Consider the following 20,103-nt stretch of genomic DNA (forward strand, 5'->3'; position numbering starts at 1 on the left):
CGGCCCGGCTCAGGCGGTCGACGGCGGGGTGGGGAGCTGGTCGACGACCACCAGGCTGCTGCCGGGCCGAACCTCGGCGAGCAGTTCCCGCTGACCGCTGCGGGTCACCCGGATGCAGCCGTTGGTGGTGTTCTCGCCCAGTTCGTCGTCGTTCTGCCAGGTGTGCAGGCCGATGTGCGCGCCCCTGAGCCCGGTCGGCACCGCCTCCGGGTCGTCCGGCACCGAGCCGAGGGCGTAGATGTCCACGCCGCCGTAGACCTCCTCGGGTGGCGGGGTGCGGCCCAGGATGAAGGTGCGCCCGAGCGGCGTCTCCTGCCCCGATTGGCCGAGGCTCGTCTTCCAGGAGCGCACCGCCTTGCCGGCCCGGTACCAGGTCAGCCGGTGTGCCCTGCGCTCCACCACGATCTGGTCGCGCAGCGCCACGGTGTCGAACCCGCCCGGCGGCAGCCAGGCGAGCTGCCGGTTCGCCGACGGCAGCAGGACGGCCGTCCAGCCGGCCCGCCGCTGGGCGATCGGCACGGTCAGCTCGGCCCCCGCGAGCGTCGGCTCGACGAAGGCCAGCGGCCGGCCACCGGGAGCGTCGTACGCGGCGATCCGCCGGGTCGGGTGCACGCCCTCGGCCAGTGGCGTGGTGTCCATCGTGGCCGGGTCGGCGGGGAAGCCCCTGGGCGCGGGGTCGTAGTCGAGCACCGGCAGCCCGTCCGGAGCGGGCGCGGCCGGCGGGACCGACTCCTGGAGGCTCTGCTCGACGCTGCTCGGCGTCGGGTCGGCGATCGCCGCGTTCTGGTCGTCGGGGGCCGTCGAGCGTGGGGTGAGAGCCTGGCCGGTCAGCAGCGCGGCGACCAGCAGCACGGGTACGGCGACCGCGCCGACGATCCAGCCGGCGCGACGACGGTACGGGGACATTCGGTCAAACGGCACTAAACCACTCTAGGGCGGTGAACGGTCCGGGGCCCCCGGTTCGGCGATACCCGCCGCCTGGAGGCCCCGGGAGTCGGTCAGAGCCGCGCGCCGATGTGGATGGCCACCGCGTCGTGCGCCGGCACGTTCGCGGCGAACCAACCGTTGCCGTCCACGGTGATCACCGGGCCGCTGCACGATCCGTTCGCGTACGTGCCGTGGATGACGTCGCAGTACCGGCCGGCGGGTAGTCCGGTGTAGTACGAGCGGCCGTTCACCGCGGCGTCCTCGTCGTTGACGGTGACGTAGCCCTTACCGCTGCGGCTGAACGCGATGTGGTTGTTGCCGTTGTCGTACCAGTTGGCCACGCCGGCGCCCTCGGTGGCGTTGCGGAAGCCGACCATGTTGGCGATCACCGGCCAACGGTGCTCGCACTCCCAGCCCGAGTAGCAGGTGGTGTTGAGAGTCTTGTTGCTGCCGTCCGAGGGCGGGCCGGCGTCCCGGTCGCTGAAGGTGTAGCTGGACATGACGGTCGGCGACCCGTACGGCCAGGCCAGCATGAAGGCGTTCGCGAGGGCGTAGATCCCCCGGTCGCGGTAGGTCAGCACGCCGCTGGAGTCGCGCTGGGTGTCGTGGTTGTCCACGAACACCGAGGCCGAGCCGGAGGGCAGGTGCCCCCAGCCCTCGCCGAAGTTCTTCAGGTAGGCGAGCCGCTCGGAGCGGAACACCCGGGCCAGGTCCTTGCCGTAGCGGAACTCGTGCACGTCGCCGTTGCCGGTGTACTCGGTCGGCTGGACCGGCTCGCCGGCACCGTAGATGACCTCCTGCACCACGTACACCGAGCGGGACAGCTTGCTCCTGATGGCGGCGATGTCGGCGGCCGGCATGTGCTTGCTGGCGTCCATCCGGAAGCCGTCCACACCGAGGGACAGCAGGTCGTTGAGGTACGACGCGATCTTCGTACGGACGTAGTCCGACTCGGTCTTCAGGTCGGACAGGTTGACCAGCTCGCAGTTCTGCACCTCGTACCGGTCGTTGTAGTTGGCGATGTCGTCGCCGCCGTTGCGTCCGCAGTGGTGGAAGTCCTGGGTCTGGTAGATGCCCGGGTAGTCGTAGTGCGCGTACGACGAGCCGGCCCAACCGGTGCCGCCGTTGTCCTGGCCGGACATGTGGTTGATGACGGCGTCGACGATCACCTTGACGCCGGCCGCGTGGCAGGTGTTCACCATCGACTGGAACTGCGCCCGGGTGCCCTTGCGGGACTCGATCCGGTAGCTGACCGGCTGGTACGCCATGTACCACTGGTTGCCCCGCACGTGCTCCTGCGGGGGCGAGACCTGCACGTAGCCGTAGCCCTTGGGGCCGAGGGTGCTCTGGCACTCGCTGGCGACCGACGGCCAGTTCCACTCGAAGAGCTGGACGATGACCTTCTTGGCGCCGGACGGGCTGGCGGCGGCCGGGGACGCCGTCGCGGTGAGGGGAACCAACAGGCTGGCGACCAGGCCGAGGGCGAGGATCGCCGAGCCGCGTCGACGTTGGCGCATCGGGACTCCTGACGGGAGCGGGGGTGGGGGTGGTGGTGCCGGGGGGAGCACAGGGCTGCTCGGATCTTGCAATACGTGCTGAAAATTTGCCGAAAGGTTACAAGCGTGTTGCAAGGACTGTCAATGCATGGACCTGCGTCACTGCCTGCCACGTGCGGGGAGCGTGCACAACGCACCGGGACGTCACTTGGTTCGATGGCGGCCCAGAATTTTTTCCCCCCGGGTGATCCGCGCGCGCCGCCGGTCCGTACTGGATGGGGGAGCAGGGGTCGGCCGGTGGTACGCCGCCGCGAGACGATCGAGGAGCAGATGGCCCGGGCAAAGCAGAACCAGAAGGCCGCCGAGGTCCGGACCAGCACCAGCAGTCGGGGGGTGCGGACGCGGTCCCGCTCGGCGACGACGATGCTGATCGCCTCGTTGCTCGCCGCCTTCTGGGCGGCGACCATGCTGACCGGCGCCGGTCAGATGGCGTACGCGTACGGCTTCTTCTTCACCGAGTTCTTCGCGGGCGTGATCGCCCTGGTGTCGCTGAGTCTCACCGTGATGCTGGGACTGCTCGCCACCGACCGGCTGGTGCTGAACATCTCGCACCGCGTGCTGATGCAGTCCGCGCACCGCGCCACCGGCGTCCTGGGTACGGCCGGACTGGTCTTCCACGTGCTCACCAAGATCGCCACCGGTCGGGCCGCGGCGACCGACTCACTCGTGCCGTTCATCGGTGGCCGAGGGCTCTACGTCGGCCTCGGCACCGTGGCCGCCCTGCTCATGGTCAGCGTGATCTGGACCGGCATCATCCGGGCCCGCTTCGCCGGCGTCGGTCCGAAGTGGCTGTGGCGCACGCTGCACTCCGCCGCCTACCTCGCCTGGCCGTTCGCGATCTTCCACGGCCTCAACGCCGGTCGGGCCGCGGCGTCCTGGGTGGTCCTCAGCTACTTCGCGTGCGTCCTGCTCGTCGTGTTGGCGCTGCTGGTGCGGCTCTCGGTCACCATCGGCCGGCGCAGTCGCGAGCAGCAGCAGGCCGCCGTGCGCAACGCGGCGATGGCCGGGCGGGCCACCGACGAGGGCCGTGGACGCTCGCTGCTGGCCGGCCTGGGTCGCCGCCGCGAGAAGAGCGAGGACAAGCGTCCGGCCTGGGCGGAGGCCACCACCGCCACGTGGACGGCGCCGACCGGTCCGCGGCGGCGGGACCCCGAGCGGTTCACCGTTCCGGTGGTGCCCGAGCCCGGTTCGCTGGTTGAGCCGGTCCGGCCGAGTCGCCGTCGCCGCGACGAGGAGCCCGCCGCCCGGCAGGACCGCCGCGAAGAGATGGAGACGACGGCGACCCGCCGCTCCGCCCGCCGCAACGACGAGGAGGAGATGGAGCCCGTGACCCGGCGGCGCGCGTCGCGCAGCCGCGACCGGGACGAGGAGACCGCCCCCACCCGGCGGCGGCGCGCCGAGGAACCGGCGGCCGAGCGGAGCGGACGACGGTCCCGCACCGAGGACGAGGGCACCCGGTACTCCGCCCCGCCCCGGCGGGCCACCGACGAGCCCGAAGAGCCGTGGGACAGCCCGCGCCGTTGGCAGGCCGCCGAGCCGATCTCGGCCGGTCCGGTCTCGGTCGAGCCGATCTCGGCCGGCCCGATCTCGAGCAGCCCGATCTCGGCCGGTCCGATCTCGGCGGCGCCGCGCAGCGGCAGCGGCCGGCACAGCGCGGAGGACGACCTGCCGGAGGAGCCGGACTACTGGCGCCCGCCGGCCCGGTACGTCCCCGACGAGGTTCCGCCGCCCGTCGACGACACCCCGACCCTGGTCGACCTGGCATCTCGTCGCGCGCGGCGGGCCGAGGGCCGGTCCGCCAAGCGCCGCAAGGCCAGCGCGGACGCCGTGGACGGGGCGTACTGGGCGGGTCTGCGGGGTGAGGCCAAGTGATGCGGACGACCGTGCCTCCGGTGGCCTGCGTCGGTGAGCCTCGACTGACCGCCGGGTTCGCCGAGTTCGGACGCCTCGACCTGGCCGCGCACGAGGAGGTGCACGGACCGATCGGCCCGATGGAGCCGGCGCAACTGCTCCGGCTCGCCGAGGGCATGCAGCTCAAGGGCAAGGGCGGCGCGGGCTTCCCGTTCGCCCGCAAGATGCGCGCCGTGCTGGAGTCGTGCGAGCGGCAGGACCTCTCCGCGGTGGTGGTGGTAAACGCCACCGAGGGCGAGCCGGCGAGCTGGAAGGACAAGGTGCTGCTGACCCGCGCCCCGCACCTGGTCCTCGACGGCGCGGCGCTGGCCGCGTACGCGCTGGACGCCGACGAGATCGTCATCGGCGTGGCGGACGACGGGGTCGGCCGGGACTCCCTGATGGAGGCCCTCGACGAGCGCCGGATGCCGGTGCCGACCACCATCGTCACCGTGCCGCACCGGTTCATCTCCGGCGAGGGTGGCGCCCTGGTCAACGGGATCAACGGGCTGCCGCACATTCCGCCCGGCACCAAGAAGCGCTCCAGCGACTCCGGGGTCAGTGGCCTGCCCACCCTGCTGTCCAACGCCGAGACGTACGCCCAGCTCGCGGTCGGCGCGCGACTCGGCCCGTACGAGTACGCGGCCCTCGGCACCGACGACGAGCCGGGCACCGTGCTGCTCACGGTGACCGGCGCGGCGGCCCGGCCGGCCGTGGTGGAGTGCACCGCCGGCATGCCGCTGCGCGACGTCCTCGACCTGTGCGAGGTCCCGGACGTGCAGGGCATCCTGATGGGCGGCTACCACGGCAAGTGGATCACCGCCGAGGCGGCCGAGAAGGCCGAGGTCTCCCGCAAGGGCCTGGCCGCGGTCGGCGGCACCCTGGGGGCGGGCATCATCATTCCGATCGGCGTGGACACCTGCCCGCTCGGGGAGGCCGCGCAGGTGGTGCGCTACCTGGCCGGCGAGTCCGCCGGCCAGTGCGGCCCGTGCAAGATGGGCCTGCCGGACCTGGCCCGCGCGGTCGACCTGGCCGTGGCCGGCAGCCAACCGGCCGACGTCGTCCGCGCAGCCGCGGGCGAGGTCAAGGGCCGGGGAGCATGCAGCCACCCCGACGGTACGGCCCGGTTCGCGCTCTCGGCGATCGAGGTCTTCGCCGAGGACCTGCGGCTGCACAGCACCGGCGACGGCTGCGGTCGGCGGGTCAAGGGCGTCATGGGGCTGCCCGGCGCACCCGACCCGAACCCGCAGAAGCTCACCCTGGACTGGTCCCGCTGTGACGGGCACGGCCTCTGCGCGCACGTGGTGCCGGACTTCATCCGGCTCGACGCCAACGGCTACCCCGCCTTCCCCGCCACGCCCGTGCCGACGTGGCTGCGCGAGGGCGCCCTCAAGGCGGTCAAGGTCTGCCCGGAACTCGCCCTGCGCCTCGCCAAGGCCGAGTAAGGAACGGCACCTTTTTACCGCCTCGTGTATAGCAAGGGGCCCTTCCTTACGACTGTGGAGGAGCACGGATGCGCAAGCGGATCGGGCCGGCGGCGGCAGCAGTACTCGTCGCCGCCCTGCTCGCCACGACGGCCTGTACCGGCACGGTGCCGCCCGACGCTGCCGCCGCCGGGACCGCGCCGGCCCCGACCAGTTCCCCGACCCCCTCGGCCGGGGCGTCGTCGGCCCCGGCGGCCCCGGTCCCGGACACCCTGCGCTTCACCGGCACGACCCTCGCCGGCAGCGCCTTCGACGCGACGCGACTGGCCGGCCGACCGGTGGTGCTCTGGTTCTGGGCGCCGTGGTGCGCCACCTGCGCCAGCCAGGCCTGGACGGTGGCCGAGATCGCCCCGAAGTATCGGGACACCGTGCCGATCGTCGGCGTCGCCGGGCTGGGCGAGCAGCGCGACATGAAGAACTTCGTCACCGAGTTCGACCTCGGCGACATGCCCCAGATCGACGACCGCAAGGGCGTGCTCTGGAAGCGGTTCAAGGTCACCGAACAGAGCATCTTCGTGATCATCGACCGCGACGGCAAGGTCGTCCACCAGGGCTTCCTTGACGGTGAGTCACTCACCGCCCGGGTTAGCGCGTTGGCCGGGGCGTGACCGGCCCGCTGCTGCTCGCGCTGACCGCCGGCATGCTCGGCGCGGTCAACCCGTGCGGATTCGCGTTGCTGCCCGCGTACCTCTCACTGTTGGTCGCCGGAGCGTCGGACGCCCGCGGCGCGGTCGGCCGCGCGCTCACCGCGGCGGCCGGGCTCACCCTGGGGTACGTGGTGGTCTTCGGCGCCTTCGGTCTGGCGCTCGCGCCGCTGGCCGGCTGGCTGCGACCCCGGCTGCCGTGGCTGACGGTGGTGCTCGGGCTGCTGCTGGTGGCGGCCGGTTGCTGGCTGCTCGCCGGCCGGCGACTGCCCGCGCCGGGCTGGACCGCTCGGGCGCCCCGGCTGACCAGGTCGTGGCCGTCGATGGCGCTGTTCGGGGCGGCGTACGCGCTGGCCTCGCTGGGGTGCGCCATCGCGCCCTTTCTGGCCATCGTGGTGACGAGCCTCCAGGCCGGCTCGACCGGGCGTGGGCTGGCGCTGTTCGGCGCGTACGCCCTCGGGATGGGTCTGGTGGTCGCGGTCGCCGCGGTCGGGGTGGCGCTGCTGCGCGATTCGCTGGTGGCCCGGCTGCGCGTCGCGGGCGCGCTGGTGCCCCGGCTCAGCGGCCTGGTTCTGCTGCTGGCGGGCGGCTACGTCGCCTGGTACGGCTGGTACGAGCTACGGCTGGCCGCCGGCCGGCGAGAAGCCCTCGAAGACCCGGTCATCCAAGCAGCCGCGCAGGTGCAGCACGCCCTGTCGAACACCGTCGACACCCTGGGCCCGGCGGTGCTCCTGGCCACCCTGGCAGCGCTGCTCCTCCTGGCAGCCCGCACCGCGCGCTCCCGCCGTCATGCCCGCGATCTTGCACTTTCTGTCGCCCCAAAAGACGCGGATCGGGGCATCGAGACGACAGCAAGTGCAAGATCGGCGGGGTGAGCTGGTCTAGCGCGCGGGGGGGGGGTATGGGTCTTGACATCCGGAAGCGATCGTCGGAGCCTGGCTGACAACGTTGTCACCACCGAAGGGCCACCATGCGTATCTCCGAATTCGAGCTGAGCAGGCGGCGGCTGCTCATCCTCGGCGGCGCCATCGGCGCTGGACTCGCCATCGCCCGACCCGCCGCCGCCCAGGCCGCGTCGGCCGCCCCCACGCCACCGGCCGCGGCCACCGGCCCGGTTGCCCACACCTACCACTCGCTGCTGCTCGCCCACACCCGGTGGGCCGAGGAGCAGTGGGATCCGGCGATCAACGCGTACCGCCTCGCGGACTTCAGGTTCGCGGTCGTCCTCGGTAACGCCGTTCTGCTCATCTCGCCCGGGTACGACCCGGCGGCGGCCGGCGTCGACCGGGACACGCTGCACGCCCGTACCATCGCCACCATCCGCCGGTTCGCGGCCACCAACCGGCTCGCCGGCGGCACCGAGTGGGGCCGACAGCTCTTCTGGGACAGCACCTTCGAGCTGTACTTCGTCCTGGCCGCCCGACTGCTCTGGTCCGACCTGGACGAGGTGACCCGCACCAACGTCGACCGCATCGCCCGGGGACAGGCCGCGTACGCCCACTCCCTCGGCACCGGTAACGACCCACTGAGTGGCAGTTGGACGCCGAACGGCCGCACCGGTGGCTGGATCGGTGACACCAAGCTCGAGGAGATGGGGGTCTACGCACAGGCGATCGCTCCCGGCCTGGCCTGGGCGCCGGACGACCCCGCAGCCGCGGCGTGGCGCGAGCGGTTCTCGATGTGGACGCTCAACGCGACCGGACTACCGGCAGCCGACCGCGCCAACCCCGCCGTCGTCGACGGGCGGGCGATCGCGGACTGGAACACCGCCCACAACATCCACGACACGTTCCTCGTCGAGAACCACGGCTCCTTCGGCCCGCACTACCAGGAAGAACTGTGGCGCACCGGGGGTCGTACCGCGGCGCACTTCCTGACCGCCGGCCAACCGCTTCCCGAGGCACTCACCCGGCAGCCCAGCGGCGACCAACTGTGGCGGACCATGCGGCTGCTGGCCAGCGACGCCGGCGAACCCTTCATGCCGATGGTCGCGGACCGCTACCACCTGTACGGCCGTGATGTCCTACCGCTGGCCTTCCTCGCGCAGGTCCAGGGCGACCGACACGCCGCCCGGGCCGAGGCGGACCTCGCCGACCGGCTCATGCCCTACCTGAACTACCCACCCGAGAATCGGCTCACCAAGTTCAGCGGCGAGCCGAAGTACGAGCCCGAGGCCCGGGCCGAGATCGCGATCAGTTACCTGTTCCACTCCCGGCGGGCAGCCAACGGCGGCGTGGTCCAGCCGGTCGCCAGCACCACGTTCTTCGCGGCGGCTGCGGGCACCCGGGACTTCGGGGAGCAGGCCGGGCTGACCGCCCAACAAACCCCGGCCGCGTTCGCCGCGGCGGTCAGCAAGACCGGATTCGTCTCGTTCCAGTGGGCGCCCGCCCACGACAACTGGTTGTTCGACACCCGGGCCGCCTCGCTGCTGCCGAGGCAGTCCGCGCCGGTCCTCGGCCGTACCTCCGCCGCGTACACCGTGGCCCGGGACGGTGTCGACGCCACGGCGACCGTTCTGCGCGTCGCCGACGGCACCGCCGGATACGTCACGCTACCCACCGGTACGGTCGTGTACGCCACCACCGGCATCAGTGCCGACGAGGGCACGCTCACCCTGTTCAACCTGGACATGCCCGGCGTACCCGGGCTCACCGGCACCCGTACCTTCACCGGCGAACAGGGATCCGTCACCCTGGCCGGACAATCGGGCGTCGGCGACGGTGGAACCGACCAGATCAGCTTCGCGTCTCGTTCCGCCCGGTACGTGCGGATGCTCGGCCGTTCCCCCGCCACCCAGTACGGCTACTCGCTGTTCACCTTCGCCGTGCTCGACGCCGGTGGGGTCGACCGCGCCGCCGGCCGGACCGCCACGGCCTCGTCCGCCGACCCCGCCTACCCCGCGGCGCGGGCGACCGACGGCAATCCCGGCACCCGCTGGGCGGTCGCCCGGGAGGAACGCGCCCGCGTGGACAGTTGGCTCGCCGTCGACCTCGGCGAGCCGATCGACATCAGCGGCGTACGCCTGGACTGGGAGTCCGCGTACGGCACCCGCTACGTCATCCAGACCTCTCTCGACGGCTCCGACTGGAGCGACGCGGCGGCGGTGCCGGACAGCCCCACCATCGCCGGCTCCTGGCTGGACATCGACGGACGAGCGGGTCTGGTGGTCCACAACGCGCAGAACCCGATCACCGTGACCGCCACCACCGTCACCCTGTCCAGCGGGCCGGCCACCGGCAGCACCCGGCTGATCATCGAGGGGTACGCGGGCGCGAGCCGGCCGGCCCTGGCCGCCGCGGCGTCGCGAACCCTGCCCGGCGGCGGTCCGGAGGCATTGCGGGTGAGTGACGCGGACGGATACCTGAGCCTGTTCAACCTGTCCGACAGCGCCATCACGGCGGCGGCCGTCACGCTTTCGCAGCCCGCCACGCTGCGGCTGTACCACGGAAGCCAGGTCACCGGATCGGGGACCACGACCTACCAGGTCGACCTTGCCGCCGCGACCGCACGCGTCGAGCCGCCCCGCTTCACCGTGACCGCGGCACAGCCGGAGAAGGCGATTCCCGCCGGTACCCGGTTCGACGTCACCGACTCGCACCAGGTCCGAGTCACCGCGCCCGCCGGGCACATCGTGAAGGTGCAGGTGGAGTCCGCGGCCGGCGGCGCCCGCCAGCGGCTGACGGTTCCCGCCGGACACAGCAAGGACGTCGCGTTCGCGGGCGCAACGGTGACGCCGACCAGCGACCTGGCCCGGTCTCGGACGACCTACCCGACGTCACCGCTGCCGGCCGGCATGACCGACCCGTCGGCCGCCGTCGACGGCGACCCGGGGACCGCCTGGCAACCGGGCCCGAACGGCCGAATGGTGATCGACCTCGGATCGTCGCGGGAACTGGCCTCGGTCCGCCTGACCTGGACGCCCGGTCGGCGGCGGCCGATCACCGTGGCCACCTCGGCCGACGGACTCGGCTACAAGACGGTCGCCTCGGTGCCGAAGCCGAAGCCCGAGACCACCGTCACGACCACGTCCTCCGCGCGGTACCTGGCGGTCGCGGTCGCCGACTGGCAGCCCGGTGACGCCCGGCTGACCTCCGTGGAGGTGTTCGCCGCCTGAAAGTTCGAACAAACGACGGCGGGGCTGGTGCGGATCGCACCAGCCCCGCCGCCGACTGACTCAGCGCAGGGGGGTCAGCCGGTCGGTGCCCAGACGGTCCTGGAGGACCTTGGGGACCAGGACGCTGCCGTCGGCCTGCTGGTACTGCTCCAGGATGGCCGGGAAGAGGCGGCTCGTGGCCAGGGCGGAGCCGTTGAGGGTGTGCACGAAGCGGGTCTGCTTGCCACCCGGCTCGCGGTAGCGGATGGCCGCCCGACGCGCCTGGTAGTCGCCGGCCCAGGAGACCGACGAGACCTCCTTGTACTTGCCCGTGCTCGGCATCCACACCTCGATGTCGAGGGTCTTCTTCATCGAGGCGCTGGCGTCGCCGGCCGAGAGCAGCGTGCGCTGGTAGTGCAGGCCCAGCCCTTCAACCAGGCTCTCGGCGTGGGCGAGCATCTCCTCCAGCGCCGAGTCCGCCTGCTCTGGCAGGGTGAACTGGAAGATCTCCACCTTGTTGAACTGGTGCCCGCGCACCGTGCCGCGCTCGTCCGAGTGCGACCCGGCCGACTCGCGGCGGTAGCACGGCGTGTACGCGAACGCCTTCAACGGCAGCTTCGTGGTCTCCAGGATCTCGTCCTGGTACGCGCCCAGGATCGCCGTCTCCGAGGTGGGCAGCAGGAACTGCCCACGCGGCGCGGAGGCGGCGTCCAGGTGATAGACGTCGTCGTAGAACTTGGGGAACTGGCCGGCGGCGAACCCGGCCGAGTCGAGCAGCAGGTGCGGCGGGAGCAGGAACTCGTACCCGGCTTTGATGTGCTGGTCGACGAAGTAGTTGAGCAGCGCCCACTCCAGCCGGGCACCGACACCCGTGTAGATCCAGAAGCCGGAGCCGCCGAGCTTGACGCCGCGCTCGTAGTCGACCAGACCGAGCGCCCGGGACAGCTCCACGTGGTCGCGGACCTTCTCGATCACCGGTGGCTCACCGAAGGTCTTGACGACCCGGTTGGCCTCCTTGCCGCCGGGGAGGATGTCGTCGGCGGGCAGGTTCGGCAGCTCGCTCATCGCGTCGCGCAGCCGGGCCTGCACCTCGTCCAACTGGGACTCCAGGTCGGCGAGCTGCTTGCGCTCCGCCTCGGGGGCGGAGACCTGCGGCTCGGTGCCGGCGCGCTTGGCCTGCGCGTACGCCCGGGCCTCGGCCTTGCGGCGTTGCCGCTCGGCGTCGATCTCCGTGATCAGGGCGCGGCGTTCCTGGTCGAGCCGCTGGATCTCGTCCAGGGATCGGGTGACCTCGGCGGGATCCAGTCGCTTCGCCAGCGCGGTCGCCACCGCCTCGCGATCCTTCCGGATCAACTCCATGTCGAGCATGCTGCTCCGTACGCCTCCGTCCGGGGTTCACTGGTGAACCATCAGATGTTACCGTCGCGCACGTTTCCACCCGGGGACGGGGAGCGCGAGGGGTTTCTACAACCGGATCGGCATCAGGACGGAGAAGGTGTCCTCGTCGTCCGGGCGGCGTACGGCCAGCGGGGCGATCGGCCCGTCCAGCTCCAGCACCAGTTGCGGGCCGCCGGCCGCGTCCAGCGCGTCGAGCAGGTACGCGCCGTTCACCCCGAACCGCAGCTCGCCGTTCGGATCGGCGGGCAGCCCGGTCAGCTCGGTGGGGTGCAGCAGCCGCAGGCCACCCGCCTCGTCGAGGCCCAGGACGGAGACCGCCAGCGGCGTGCCCGCGTACTCGCGGGCGAGCGTGGGTGCGGCCGGGTCGCGCAGCGCGGCGCGCAGGGCCACCACGTCCACCGGGATGCGGTACGCGGCCGGCCGCGCGCCGACCGCCTCGCGCAGCAGCCGCCGGTAGTCCGGGAAGTCGTACGGCAGGGCGACGCCCGTGAGCGTCCGGCCGGCCACCATGACCCGCAGCTCAGGCCCGGCCACCGTCAGTCGTACCGGCCCGTCGTCGGTGTCCAGCAGCCGGCGCAGCCGGTCGACGAGGTCCACCGGCAGCAGCACCCGCACGGGCGGCCCGTCGACGGCGGCCCCGGCTCGGGCCAGCGCGAGGCGGTGCCGGTCGGTGGCGACCAACCGCACCCCGTCCGGCTCGACGTCGAGCAGCACCCCGGACAGGGCCGGCAGCTCCGGGTCGACGCCGACGGCGAAGCGGACCGCGTCGAGCGCGGCGGTGAGCTCGGCGGGGGAGAGTAGCAGCGTGGTCACCACGGCCGGGGCCGGATCGACCAGGGTACGCAGCCGCGTGATCTCACGGCGTGCGTCGGCGAGCCCGTCGGTCAGCCGGCGCAGGTGCGCGTCGAGCAGCCGGTGCACCTCGGCCGGCTCGGCGCGGACGGCGGCGGCGATGTCGGGCACCGGCATACCGACCCGGCGCAGCCCGGCGACCAGCCGGGCCGGGGCGACCTGCGCGTCGGTGTACCAGCGGTAGCCGGTCACCGGGTCGACCAGGGCCGGCGTCAGCACGCCCGCCGAGTCGTAGAAGCGCAGCGCGCTGACGGTCAGGCCGCTGGCGCGGGCCAACTCGCCGATGCTGTGCAGGTCGCTCACCACGTCGGGCATCCTGCCCCCTCGACCTGGTTGAGGGTCAAGCGGCCGGCCCGGTCCCACGCGCCGCCGTGTCGCGTGTCGCTCCGGCCGCCGCATCGCGTGTCGCTCCCGCCGCCGACGAGCCGGCTGCGACCTCGTCCCGTTTCAGCACCCGGAAGGTGAGCCCGGCGCGGACCAGCCGGTCGAGCAGCGCGTCGCCCATCGCGGTGACCGGGGTGAGCTGGCCGGCGGTCGGCGGCAGGTCGTCGAGCGCCAGACAGAGCGCCGACTCGGCGAGCATCTTGGCTGTCTCGTCGTAGCCCGGGTCGCCGCCGGCGACCTCGGTGACCACGCGCTGCCCGCCCCCGGTGCCGACGAACCGGACCCGGAACCAGGACGACGCCCGCTGCTGCGCGCTGGGCCCCTGCCCGGAGGCGAGCCGCCCGAGCAGCCACCGCCGGGTGGGCGGCACCTTCACCAGGCCGAGCAGCGCGCCGAGCCCCACCGCGCCGACGAGCACCGTCGGCAGCCGCTTCAGCGCCGCGAAGTGCCGGTAGCGGAAGTCCGGCCCGTACTCCGGGCGGGCCGCGGCCGACCGGCGGACCACCTGCGGATCGATGGTGGGCAGCGGCACGGTCCAGCTGCCCAGCTCCGCCGAGCGGGCCAGCCGGCCGGGTACCGCGCGGACGCGGCGGTCGGTGGGACGCGGCTCGACCGCCCGGCGGGCGCGGGCGGCCCGGCTGGCCTGCCCGGTCCGGGCGAAGGCGGTGAGCGCGGAATGGTAGGTGCCACCGGAGAACCGGGCGCCGGCGCGCACGTAACCGTCCACGGTGATCGGTTCGCCGGCCGGCAGGTGCTTGACGGTGAACCAGACGCCCAGGTCGTGCGGGACGGAGTCGAACCCGCAGGCGTGCACCAGCCGGGCGCCCGTGCGGGTCGCCTCGGCGTGGTGGCGGACGTACATCAGGTCGACGAACTCCGGCTCGCCGGTGATGTCCAGGTAGTCGGTGCCGGCGCGGGCGCAGGCCGCGACCAGCGGCTCGCCGTGGTGGACGTACGGCCCGACGGTGCTGGCGACCACCCGGGCGCTCTCGGCCACCACCCGCAGCGACCCGGCGTCGCCCACGTTGGCGTGCAGCAGCGGCAGGTCGACCAGGGCGGGGTCGATCGCGGCGAGCCGGTCCCGCACGGCGGCCAGGCGAGCGGGGTCCCGCCCGGCCAGGGCCCAGCGCAACCCGGGCGGCGCGTGCCGGGCCAGGTACTCGGCCGTCAGCCCGCCCGTGAAGCCGGTCGCGCCGAACAGCACCACGTCGTACGCCCGCTCGCCAGTCATCCTCCGAGTCTGCCACCGGTCATCGTCGCGCGCCGATCCGGCGAGGGCGGGTCACGGCGTGAACACGACCCGGACGCAGCCGTCGGCGCGGTCGGCGAACAGCGCGTACCCCGAGGGGCCGTCCGCGAGCGGCAACCGGTGGGTGGCCAGGTGCTCGGTCCGCAGCTCGTCGCGGGCCATCCGGTGCAGCAGCATCGGTACGTCCCGCAGGTCCGGCCGGCGGGCCCCGCGCACTGTGAGCCGCTTGTCGGTGACCGTGCCCAGGGCGAACCCGTCGACGGACCCGTCGGTGCCGCCGAGCACCACCACCACGCCGTCCTTGCGGCAGGCGTGCACCGCCTCGCGCACCGGGTCCGGGCGGCCACCGCCGGCCAACCGGTCGACGACCGAGCGGGGCGGCGGCGGACCGACCGCGACCACGCACACGTCCGGGCCCCGCCCACCGCTGCGCTCGCGCAGCTCGGCCGTCACATCGGCCCGGCGGTAGTCCAGCGGCTCCGCCCCGGCGTGCCGTTCGGCCATCCGCAGGCGCTCCTCGTACCGGTCGACGACGAGCACCCGGGCCGCGCCCCGCAGCACGGCGGCGTGGGCGGTCAACTGGCCCACCGCGCCGGCCCCCCAGACCGCCACCACGTCGCCGGGTCGTACCTCACCCAGTTCGGCCGCGAGCCAACCGGTCGGCGCCGCGTCGGCGGCGAAGAGCGCCCGGTCGTCGTCGACCGCGTCCGGCACCCGGAACGCGCCGACGTCGGCGTACGGCACCCGCACGTACTCGGCGTGTCCACCGGCGAAGCCGCCCGCCGCCCGGGGCCGGCCGAAGCAGCCGGCGTCCGGACGTTCCCGGCCCGGATCGACGCTCGGCACGTCGACGGCGGAGTTGTCGCAGCACGAGTGCCGCCCCTGGCGGCAGTACCAGCAGCCGCCGCACGCCACGCCCGCGCCGACCACCACCCGGTCGCCGATCCGGTGCCGCCGGATCGCCGGCCCGGCCTCGACCACCTCGCCCACGAACTCGGCCCCCAGCACGTCACCGGCGCGCAGCAGCGGGTCCCGCCCCGCCAGCAGGGGCAGGTCACCCCCGCAGGTGGCGCTGCGGCGGACGCGGACGATGACGTCCCGCTCGTTGCGCAACTCCGGGTCGGGCACCTCGCGTACCGCCAGCTCGTCGGCGGCCACCCAGCACAGCGCCCTCACCCGGGGACCCTCAGGCGGTCCAGCGCCGAACGGTCCGCGCGCAGCACCTCGCCGGCCTCGGCGCGCTGCTTCACCTGGCGCAGGGTCCGCCGGACCAGCAGGCGCGGATCGTCGCCGACGAGGTGGGCGGCGAGGCCTGCCGTCGCGGCGGCACGGGCCAGTGGCCGGGCGGCCAGCTCGGTGCCCCGCTCACCCGGCGCCTGCCGCACCCGCACCTCCACCACGCCGTCCAGGCGGCGCAACGGCTCCGGCCACCGGCCGTCGGGAAGCACCTGCTCCGGGGGGCGGTCCACGGTCACCACCTCCCACCCGGCCGCGGTGAGGTCGCGGTCCGCGCCGGACCGGCCACGCCACCGGGGTACGCGCAGCAGCCGTGCCGCCCCGGCCAACGCGCCGCCGCCGAGGGCCGATCCCGCCCGTGCCAGCCGTCTCCTGCGTCCCATCGGTCCTCCCGGTCCACGTCCCCCGATCGTCGGTCGGGCCCGGGTGAAGCGGGCTCGCCCGGAAGGGGTGAACCGGCCCCCGCCGGGTAACCGCTCGCCGACCGGGGGGCGGAACGCGGGCGGTGGGGGTGGGGGCCGGGTGCCGGAACAGCAGGATTCCGCACGGGTCGGCACGGCGGCGGTGCGGCCGGGGGAGCAGCGTCCGCTGCTGTCGTCGCGGCTGACGCCGACCGTGCCGCCCGAGCCGGTGGTGGCCCGGCCGCGCCTGCTGCGCCGCCTCGACGAGGGCAGCGCCGGGCCGGTCACCCTGGTTGTCGCGCCCGCCGGGTGGGGCAAGACGACCCTGCTCGCCTCCTGGGTACGGCTGACCGAACCCGAGGACGCCCCAGCGCCGGCGTGGGTCTCGGTGGAGGTCGGCGACGACGGCGACCGGCTGTGGGCGTACCTGGCGGCGGCCCTGCGCACGGCCACCGGCGCGGCGGACGACGACCTGGTCGCCCCCCTGCCGACCGGCCCGCCGCGCCCCGACCAGCTGGAACTGCTGGCGGCCGGGCTGGCCGCCGCCGAACGACCCGTACTGCTGGTCCTGGACGATCTGCACCGGATCACCGACCCGGCCGCGCTGAGCGGGTTGGAGTTCCTGCTGCGGCACTCCGAGCAGCGGCTGCGCCTGGTGGTCGGCGCGCGGGCCGGGCTGCCACTGGCCCTGCACCGCCTACGCCTCGCCGGCGAGCTGACCGAGGTCGGCACGGACGAGCTGGCCTTCACCGACGACGAGGTGGCCGACCTGCTGACCGCGCACGGTGCGCCGCTGCCGGCCGCCGCCGTACACCGGCTTCGCGAGCGCGCCGGAGGCTGGCCGGCCGCGCTGCGGATCGCCGCGCTGGCGTTGCGCGGCCAGCCCGACCCGGAACGGTGGGTGGGGCAGTTCGGCGGCGACCAGCCGGAGATCGCCGGCTACCTGCACGAGGAGGTGCTGGCCGCGATCGACCCGGCCGATCGGGACCTGCTGCGTCGTACGGCCCTCGCCGAGAGCGTCTGCGCCGAGCTGGCCGAGGCGTTGACCGGCCGCGCGGACGCCGAGCAGGCGCTGGCAAACCTGGCCGGGGCCGGCGGCCTGTTACGCCGGGAGGACAGCCGACCACCCTGGTACCGCTGCGACCCGCTGCTCGCCGACCTGCTCCGCGCCGAGCTGGCCCGGCTGCCCGCCGACGAGGTGCGGGAGCTGCACGCGCGGGCGTCCGACTGGTACGCCGGCGCGGGCCGACCCGCCGACGGCCTCCGGCACGCCCTCGCCGCCGGCCGCTGGGACCTGGCCGCCGACCTGTTCGTCGCGCACTGGCCGGAGCTGACCCGCTACGACCACGACCCGGTCGGAGGCCCGCCGCCGCCGTCCGCGCCCCCGGAGGCGGTCGAGGCCGATCCGGAGGTGGCCCTCGCCAGTGCCGCCGAGCGGGCGTACGCCGGCGACCTGAGCGCCGCCACCGCCCACCTGCGCACCGCCGCGTCGTACGCGGACGCGCTGCCGACGCCACGGCGGGACCGGTTCCTGCGGTTGGCGACCGCGCTGGAGCTGACCCTGGCCCGGCTCGCCGGTGACCTGCCGCAGACCCGTGCGGCCGCAGCCCGACTGCTGCGCACCCGCCCGACGGCCGCCCCGACCGCCGGCTCACCCGACGGCCCGCCCGCCGGGCCGCTGACCGACGCCCCGCGGCCCGGGGACGCCGACCTGCGGGCGTTCACCGGGACCGCGCTGGGCCTGGTCGGGATGTCCGCCGGCGGGCTGCCCGACGCCCGGTTCGTCCGGGCCCGGGCGGCGGCCCGGGAGGCCGGCCGGCCGCGTACCGAGCTGGTCGCCGCCAGCCGCACCGCGCTACTACTCGCCGTGCGCGGTGACCTGCGTGCGGCGGAGCAGGCGGCGCACGACGCGCTGGGCATGCCGCCCTGCCGGGGCTGGTCCTGCCGGCTCGACTGCGGCTACGCGTACCTGGCCCTGGCGGCGGTGGCCCTGCACCGCGACCAGCCCGAGGAGGCCGCCGCGAACCTCGCGCTGGCCGCACCGGCCACCGACGAGCCCGGCGACGAGCCGGTGGCGGCGGCGGTCCTCGCGCTGTGCCGCGCGGGTCTGGCCCGGGACGCCGGTGACCCGGCCGCCGCCCAGCGGCTGCTCGTGGGCGCGCGCGAGGCACTGCCCGACGAGCCGGCCGCCGCCGAACTGTCGAGTCTGCTCCGGGCCGCCGAGGCCGACGCCCGCGCCGAGCGGGGCGACCTGGACGCCGCCCGGGACCTGCTCGCGGACGTCGCCGGCGACCCGGCCACCCCGGCGCTCGACGTGGTTCTGGCCCGGGTCGAGCTGCGGGCCGGCGACCTCGGCGCCGCCGGGCGGGCCCTACCGGACTGGCAGGGGCCGCCGGCCGCAGCCTGGCCCCTGTCGGTACGCCTGGACGCCGGGCTGCTGGAGGCGGTGCTCGCCGAACGGGCCGGGGACGGACGACGGGCCAGGCGGGTCCTCGAACAGGTGCTCGACCTGGCCGGCCCGCAGGGCTCCCGTCGGGCGTTCACCCGGGCACAACCGTCGGTCCGGGACCTGCTGGCCGCCCACCTCGACGCGGGCACCGCGCACTTCCCGCTGGTCGGCGACCTGGTCCGGGGCGTCGAGGAGGGCGCCGCCCGGCCGGCGGTCGAGCCGGGCGGCCTGCTCGACGAGCCGCTCACCGAGCGGGAGCTGACCATCCTGCGGTACCTGCAGAGCATCCTGTCCAACGTGGAGATCGCCGGCGAGCTGTCGCTGTCGGTCAACACGGTCAAGACGCACGTGCGCAACATCTACCGCAAACTCGGCGCGACCCGCCGGCGCGAGGCGGTCCGGCGGGCGCGCGAGCTGCGGCTGATCTGAGCGGCGGAGCGGGTCAGGCGTTCGCCGCCGCGTCCACGGCGGCCAGCAGGTCGGGCAGGTCGTACCCGCCGTCGTGCCGGACGTCGTTGACGAACAGGGTCGGCGTGCCGTTGACCCCGCTGCGGATCCCGCCCACGAAGTCCCGGCGTACGCGGTCGGCGTACGTCCGGCGGTCCACCTCGCCGTTCACCTCGTCCGTCGGCAGCCCGAGCTGCTCGACGCCGAGCGAGAGGTGCACCGGGTCCAACTGGTCCTGGTGCTCGTACAGCCAGTCGTGCATCTCCCAGAACTTGCCGCGCGCCGCGGCGGCCTCCGCCGTCTCGGCGGCCCGCTCGGCGTACGGGTGGACATTGGCGATGGGGAAGTAGCGGTAGACCAGCCGTACCGTGTCGGCGCGCTGGCGCAGCAGCTCGTGCAGGTTCGGGTACGCGGCACCGCAGAACCGGCACTGGAAGTCGCCGTACTCGATGATGGTCACCGCGGCGTCGGACGGCCCGCGGACGTGGTCCTCGACGGTCAGCGGCTCGCGCAGCCGCGCGGTGACCTGCAGTGGCGTGGTCATCGGGCCATCACCTTCCGCTCGTTGGTCAGGTTGTCCAGCGCGTCGAAGATCCCGTCCGCGCCCGGGTTGACGTCGGGAGCCGACAGGTAGCTCCACGCCACCGTCCCGGCCTGGTCGAGCACCACCAGCGCGCGGGCCGACTCACCCCGCGAGGTGTACGCGCCGTACCGGCGGGACACCTCACCCTTGGGCTCGAAGTCGGACAGCAGCGGGAAGGTGATGCCCTGGTTCTCGGCGAACGCCCGGTGCGACCAGATGCTGTCCACCGAGATGCCCAGCACCATGGCCTGGTACTGCTCGAACACCGGCGCCGCCGCCTGGTAGAGCGACATCTGGTCACCGCAGACGGGGCTCCAGTCGGCGGGATAGAAGACCAGGACGACCGGCCGACCCCGGAACTGCTCGGGGCCGGTCTGACGCCCGTCCGGAGTGCTTGCCAGGGTGAAGCCGGGGGCGGGGTGCCCGGGTTGGATCAGCCCGTTCGGATCACTCATGCCACCAGCCTGCCGACGGGACGGGTGAGACGGACTCACCCGTCCCGGGTGGTAC

The 20,103-nt window shown here is 74.0% G+C and carries 15 protein-coding genes; 6 read left to right on the forward strand and 9 right to left on the reverse strand.

Features of this window, described 5'->3' with window-relative positions; genetic code table 11:
• Positions 1-9 precede the first annotated feature (9 nt).
• Together AB0I89_RS26945 and AB0I89_RS26950 are read right to left on the reverse strand one after the other, a co-directional pair.
• The gene (locus tag AB0I89_RS26945; protein WP_357132408.1) at positions 10-921 is read right to left on the reverse strand and encodes a L,D-transpeptidase; all 912 of its coding nucleotides are present in this window, start codon (positions 919-921) and stop codon (positions 10-12) included.
• A gap of 77 nt (positions 922-998) precedes the next feature.
• Positions 999-2,444 carry an alpha-amylase family glycosyl hydrolase gene (locus tag AB0I89_RS26950; protein WP_357132411.1) on the reverse strand — a complete coding sequence of 482 codons (1,446 nt, stop codon included), beginning with the start codon at positions 2,442-2,444 and terminating at the stop codon, positions 999-1,001.
• A 276-nt stretch (positions 2,445-2,720) separates the two neighbouring features.
• Here AB0I89_RS26950 and AB0I89_RS26955 point away from each other — a divergent pair, with 276 nt between their 5' ends.
• From AB0I89_RS26955 to AB0I89_RS26975, 5 genes are all read left to right on the forward strand, one after another.
• Positions 2,721-4,355, forward strand: a complete 1,635-nt coding sequence (locus tag AB0I89_RS26955; protein ID WP_357132414.1) for a hypothetical protein — start codon at positions 2,721-2,723, stop codon at positions 4,353-4,355.
• On the forward strand, positions 4,355-5,818 hold the full coding sequence (locus AB0I89_RS26960; protein ID WP_357132418.1) for an NADH-ubiquinone oxidoreductase-F iron-sulfur binding region domain-containing protein: 1,464 nt from the start codon (positions 4,355-4,357) through the stop codon (positions 5,816-5,818). The genes AB0I89_RS26955 and AB0I89_RS26960 overlap by 1 nt, the downstream gene beginning before the upstream one ends.
• Positions 5,819-5,886: 68 nt before the next feature.
• Positions 5,887-6,465: a thioredoxin-like domain-containing protein gene (locus AB0I89_RS26965; RefSeq protein ID WP_357132421.1), complete on the forward strand. Its 579-nt coding sequence runs from the start codon at positions 5,887-5,889 to the stop codon at positions 6,463-6,465.
• On the forward strand, positions 6,462-7,376 hold the full coding sequence (locus tag AB0I89_RS26970) for a cytochrome c biogenesis protein CcdA (protein ID WP_357132424.1): 915 nt from the start codon (positions 6,462-6,464) through the stop codon (positions 7,374-7,376). The genes AB0I89_RS26965 and AB0I89_RS26970 overlap by 4 nt, the downstream gene beginning before the upstream one ends.
• Positions 7,377-7,471: 95 nt before the next feature.
• Positions 7,472-10,615 (forward strand): discoidin domain-containing protein, encoded by a 3,144-nt coding sequence (locus tag AB0I89_RS26975; protein WP_357132427.1) that lies wholly within the window; start codon positions 7,472-7,474, stop codon positions 10,613-10,615.
• A gap of 60 nt (positions 10,616-10,675) precedes the next feature.
• Here the strand turns inward: AB0I89_RS26975 and serS are convergent, their stop codons facing one another.
• The 5 genes from serS to AB0I89_RS27000 all read right to left on the reverse strand — a co-directional run bounded on the left by serS (position 10,676) and on the right by AB0I89_RS27000 (position 16,096).
• Positions 10,676-11,962: a serine--tRNA ligase gene (gene serS / locus AB0I89_RS26980; protein WP_357132430.1), complete on the reverse strand. Its 1,287-nt coding sequence runs from the start codon at positions 11,960-11,962 to the stop codon at positions 10,676-10,678.
• Between the two features lie 96 nt (positions 11,963-12,058).
• On the reverse strand, positions 12,059-13,159 hold the full coding sequence (locus tag AB0I89_RS26985) for a MerR family transcriptional regulator (RefSeq protein ID WP_357132433.1): 1,101 nt from the start codon (positions 13,157-13,159) through the stop codon (positions 12,059-12,061).
• 25 nt (positions 13,160-13,184) lie between these two features.
• Complete coding sequence (locus AB0I89_RS26990) at positions 13,185-14,459, reverse strand: saccharopine dehydrogenase NADP-binding domain-containing protein (protein WP_357132436.1); 1,275 nt, start codon at positions 14,457-14,459, stop codon at positions 13,185-13,187.
• Between the two features lie 51 nt (positions 14,460-14,510).
• A complete protein-coding gene (locus tag AB0I89_RS26995) occupies positions 14,511-15,653 on the reverse strand; it encodes an alcohol dehydrogenase catalytic domain-containing protein (RefSeq protein WP_357132439.1) in 1,143 nt (380 codons plus the stop codon).
• On the reverse strand, positions 15,650-16,096 hold the full coding sequence (locus AB0I89_RS27000) for a hypothetical protein (protein WP_357132442.1): 447 nt from the start codon (positions 16,094-16,096) through the stop codon (positions 15,650-15,652). The genes AB0I89_RS26995 and AB0I89_RS27000 overlap by 4 nt, the downstream gene beginning before the upstream one ends.
• A 181-nt stretch (positions 16,097-16,277) precedes the next feature.
• Here AB0I89_RS27000 and AB0I89_RS27005 point away from each other — a divergent pair, with 181 nt between their 5' ends.
• The gene (locus tag AB0I89_RS27005) at positions 16,278-18,992 is read left to right on the forward strand and encodes a LuxR C-terminal-related transcriptional regulator (protein WP_357132738.1); all 2,715 of its coding nucleotides are present in this window, start codon (positions 16,278-16,280) and stop codon (positions 18,990-18,992) included.
• Between the two features lie 13 nt (positions 18,993-19,005).
• Here AB0I89_RS27005 and AB0I89_RS27010 read toward each other — a convergent pair whose 3' ends face one another.
• Both AB0I89_RS27010 and AB0I89_RS27015 read right to left on the reverse strand, forming a co-directional pair.
• On the reverse strand, positions 19,006-19,554 hold the full coding sequence (locus AB0I89_RS27010) for a thioredoxin domain-containing protein (protein ID WP_355051378.1): 549 nt from the start codon (positions 19,552-19,554) through the stop codon (positions 19,006-19,008).
• Positions 19,551-20,048, reverse strand: a complete 498-nt coding sequence (locus AB0I89_RS27015) for a redoxin domain-containing protein (protein WP_357132446.1) — start codon at positions 20,046-20,048, stop codon at positions 19,551-19,553. Before AB0I89_RS27015 ends, AB0I89_RS27010 begins: the two co-directional genes overlap by 4 nt.
• Positions 20,049-20,103 lie beyond the last annotated feature (55 nt).

Source organism: Micromonospora sp. NPDC049801, from assembly GCF_040656575.1.
Taxonomy (GTDB): domain Bacteria; phylum Actinomycetota; class Actinomycetes; order Mycobacteriales; family Micromonosporaceae; genus Micromonospora.

Bases quoted from the DNA above. Each gene is read 5' to 3' on its own strand.
- AB0I89_RS26950 (WP_357132411.1), bottom strand. From the start codon at position 2,444: ATGCGCCAACGTCGACGCGGCTCGGCGATCCTCGCCCTCGGCCTGGTC.
- AB0I89_RS26960 (WP_357132418.1), top strand. From the start codon at position 4,355: ATGCGGACGACCGTGCCTCCGGTGGCCTGCGTCGGTGAGCCTCGACTG.
- AB0I89_RS26965 (WP_357132421.1), top strand. From the start codon at position 5,887: ATGCGCAAGCGGATCGGGCCGGCGGCGGCAGCAGTACTCGTCGCCGCC.
- AB0I89_RS26975 (WP_357132427.1), top strand. From the start codon at position 7,472: ATGCGTATCTCCGAATTCGAGCTGAGCAGGCGGCGGCTGCTCATCCTC.
- serS (WP_357132430.1), bottom strand. From the start codon at position 11,962: ATGCTCGACATGGAGTTGATCCGGAAGGATCGCGAGGCGGTGGCGACC.
- AB0I89_RS26985 (WP_357132433.1), bottom strand. From the start codon at position 13,159: ATGCCCGACGTGGTGAGCGACCTGCACAGCATCGGCGAGTTGGCCCGC.
- AB0I89_RS26990 (WP_357132436.1), bottom strand. From the start codon at position 14,459: ATGACTGGCGAGCGGGCGTACGACGTGGTGCTGTTCGGCGCGACCGGC.
- AB0I89_RS27000 (WP_357132442.1), bottom strand. From the start codon at position 16,096: ATGGGACGCAGGAGACGGCTGGCACGGGCGGGATCGGCCCTCGGCGGC.
- AB0I89_RS27010 (WP_355051378.1), bottom strand. From the start codon at position 19,554: ATGACCACGCCACTGCAGGTCACCGCGCGGCTGCGCGAGCCGCTGACC.
- AB0I89_RS27015 (WP_357132446.1), bottom strand. From the start codon at position 20,048: ATGAGTGATCCGAACGGGCTGATCCAACCCGGGCACCCCGCCCCCGGC.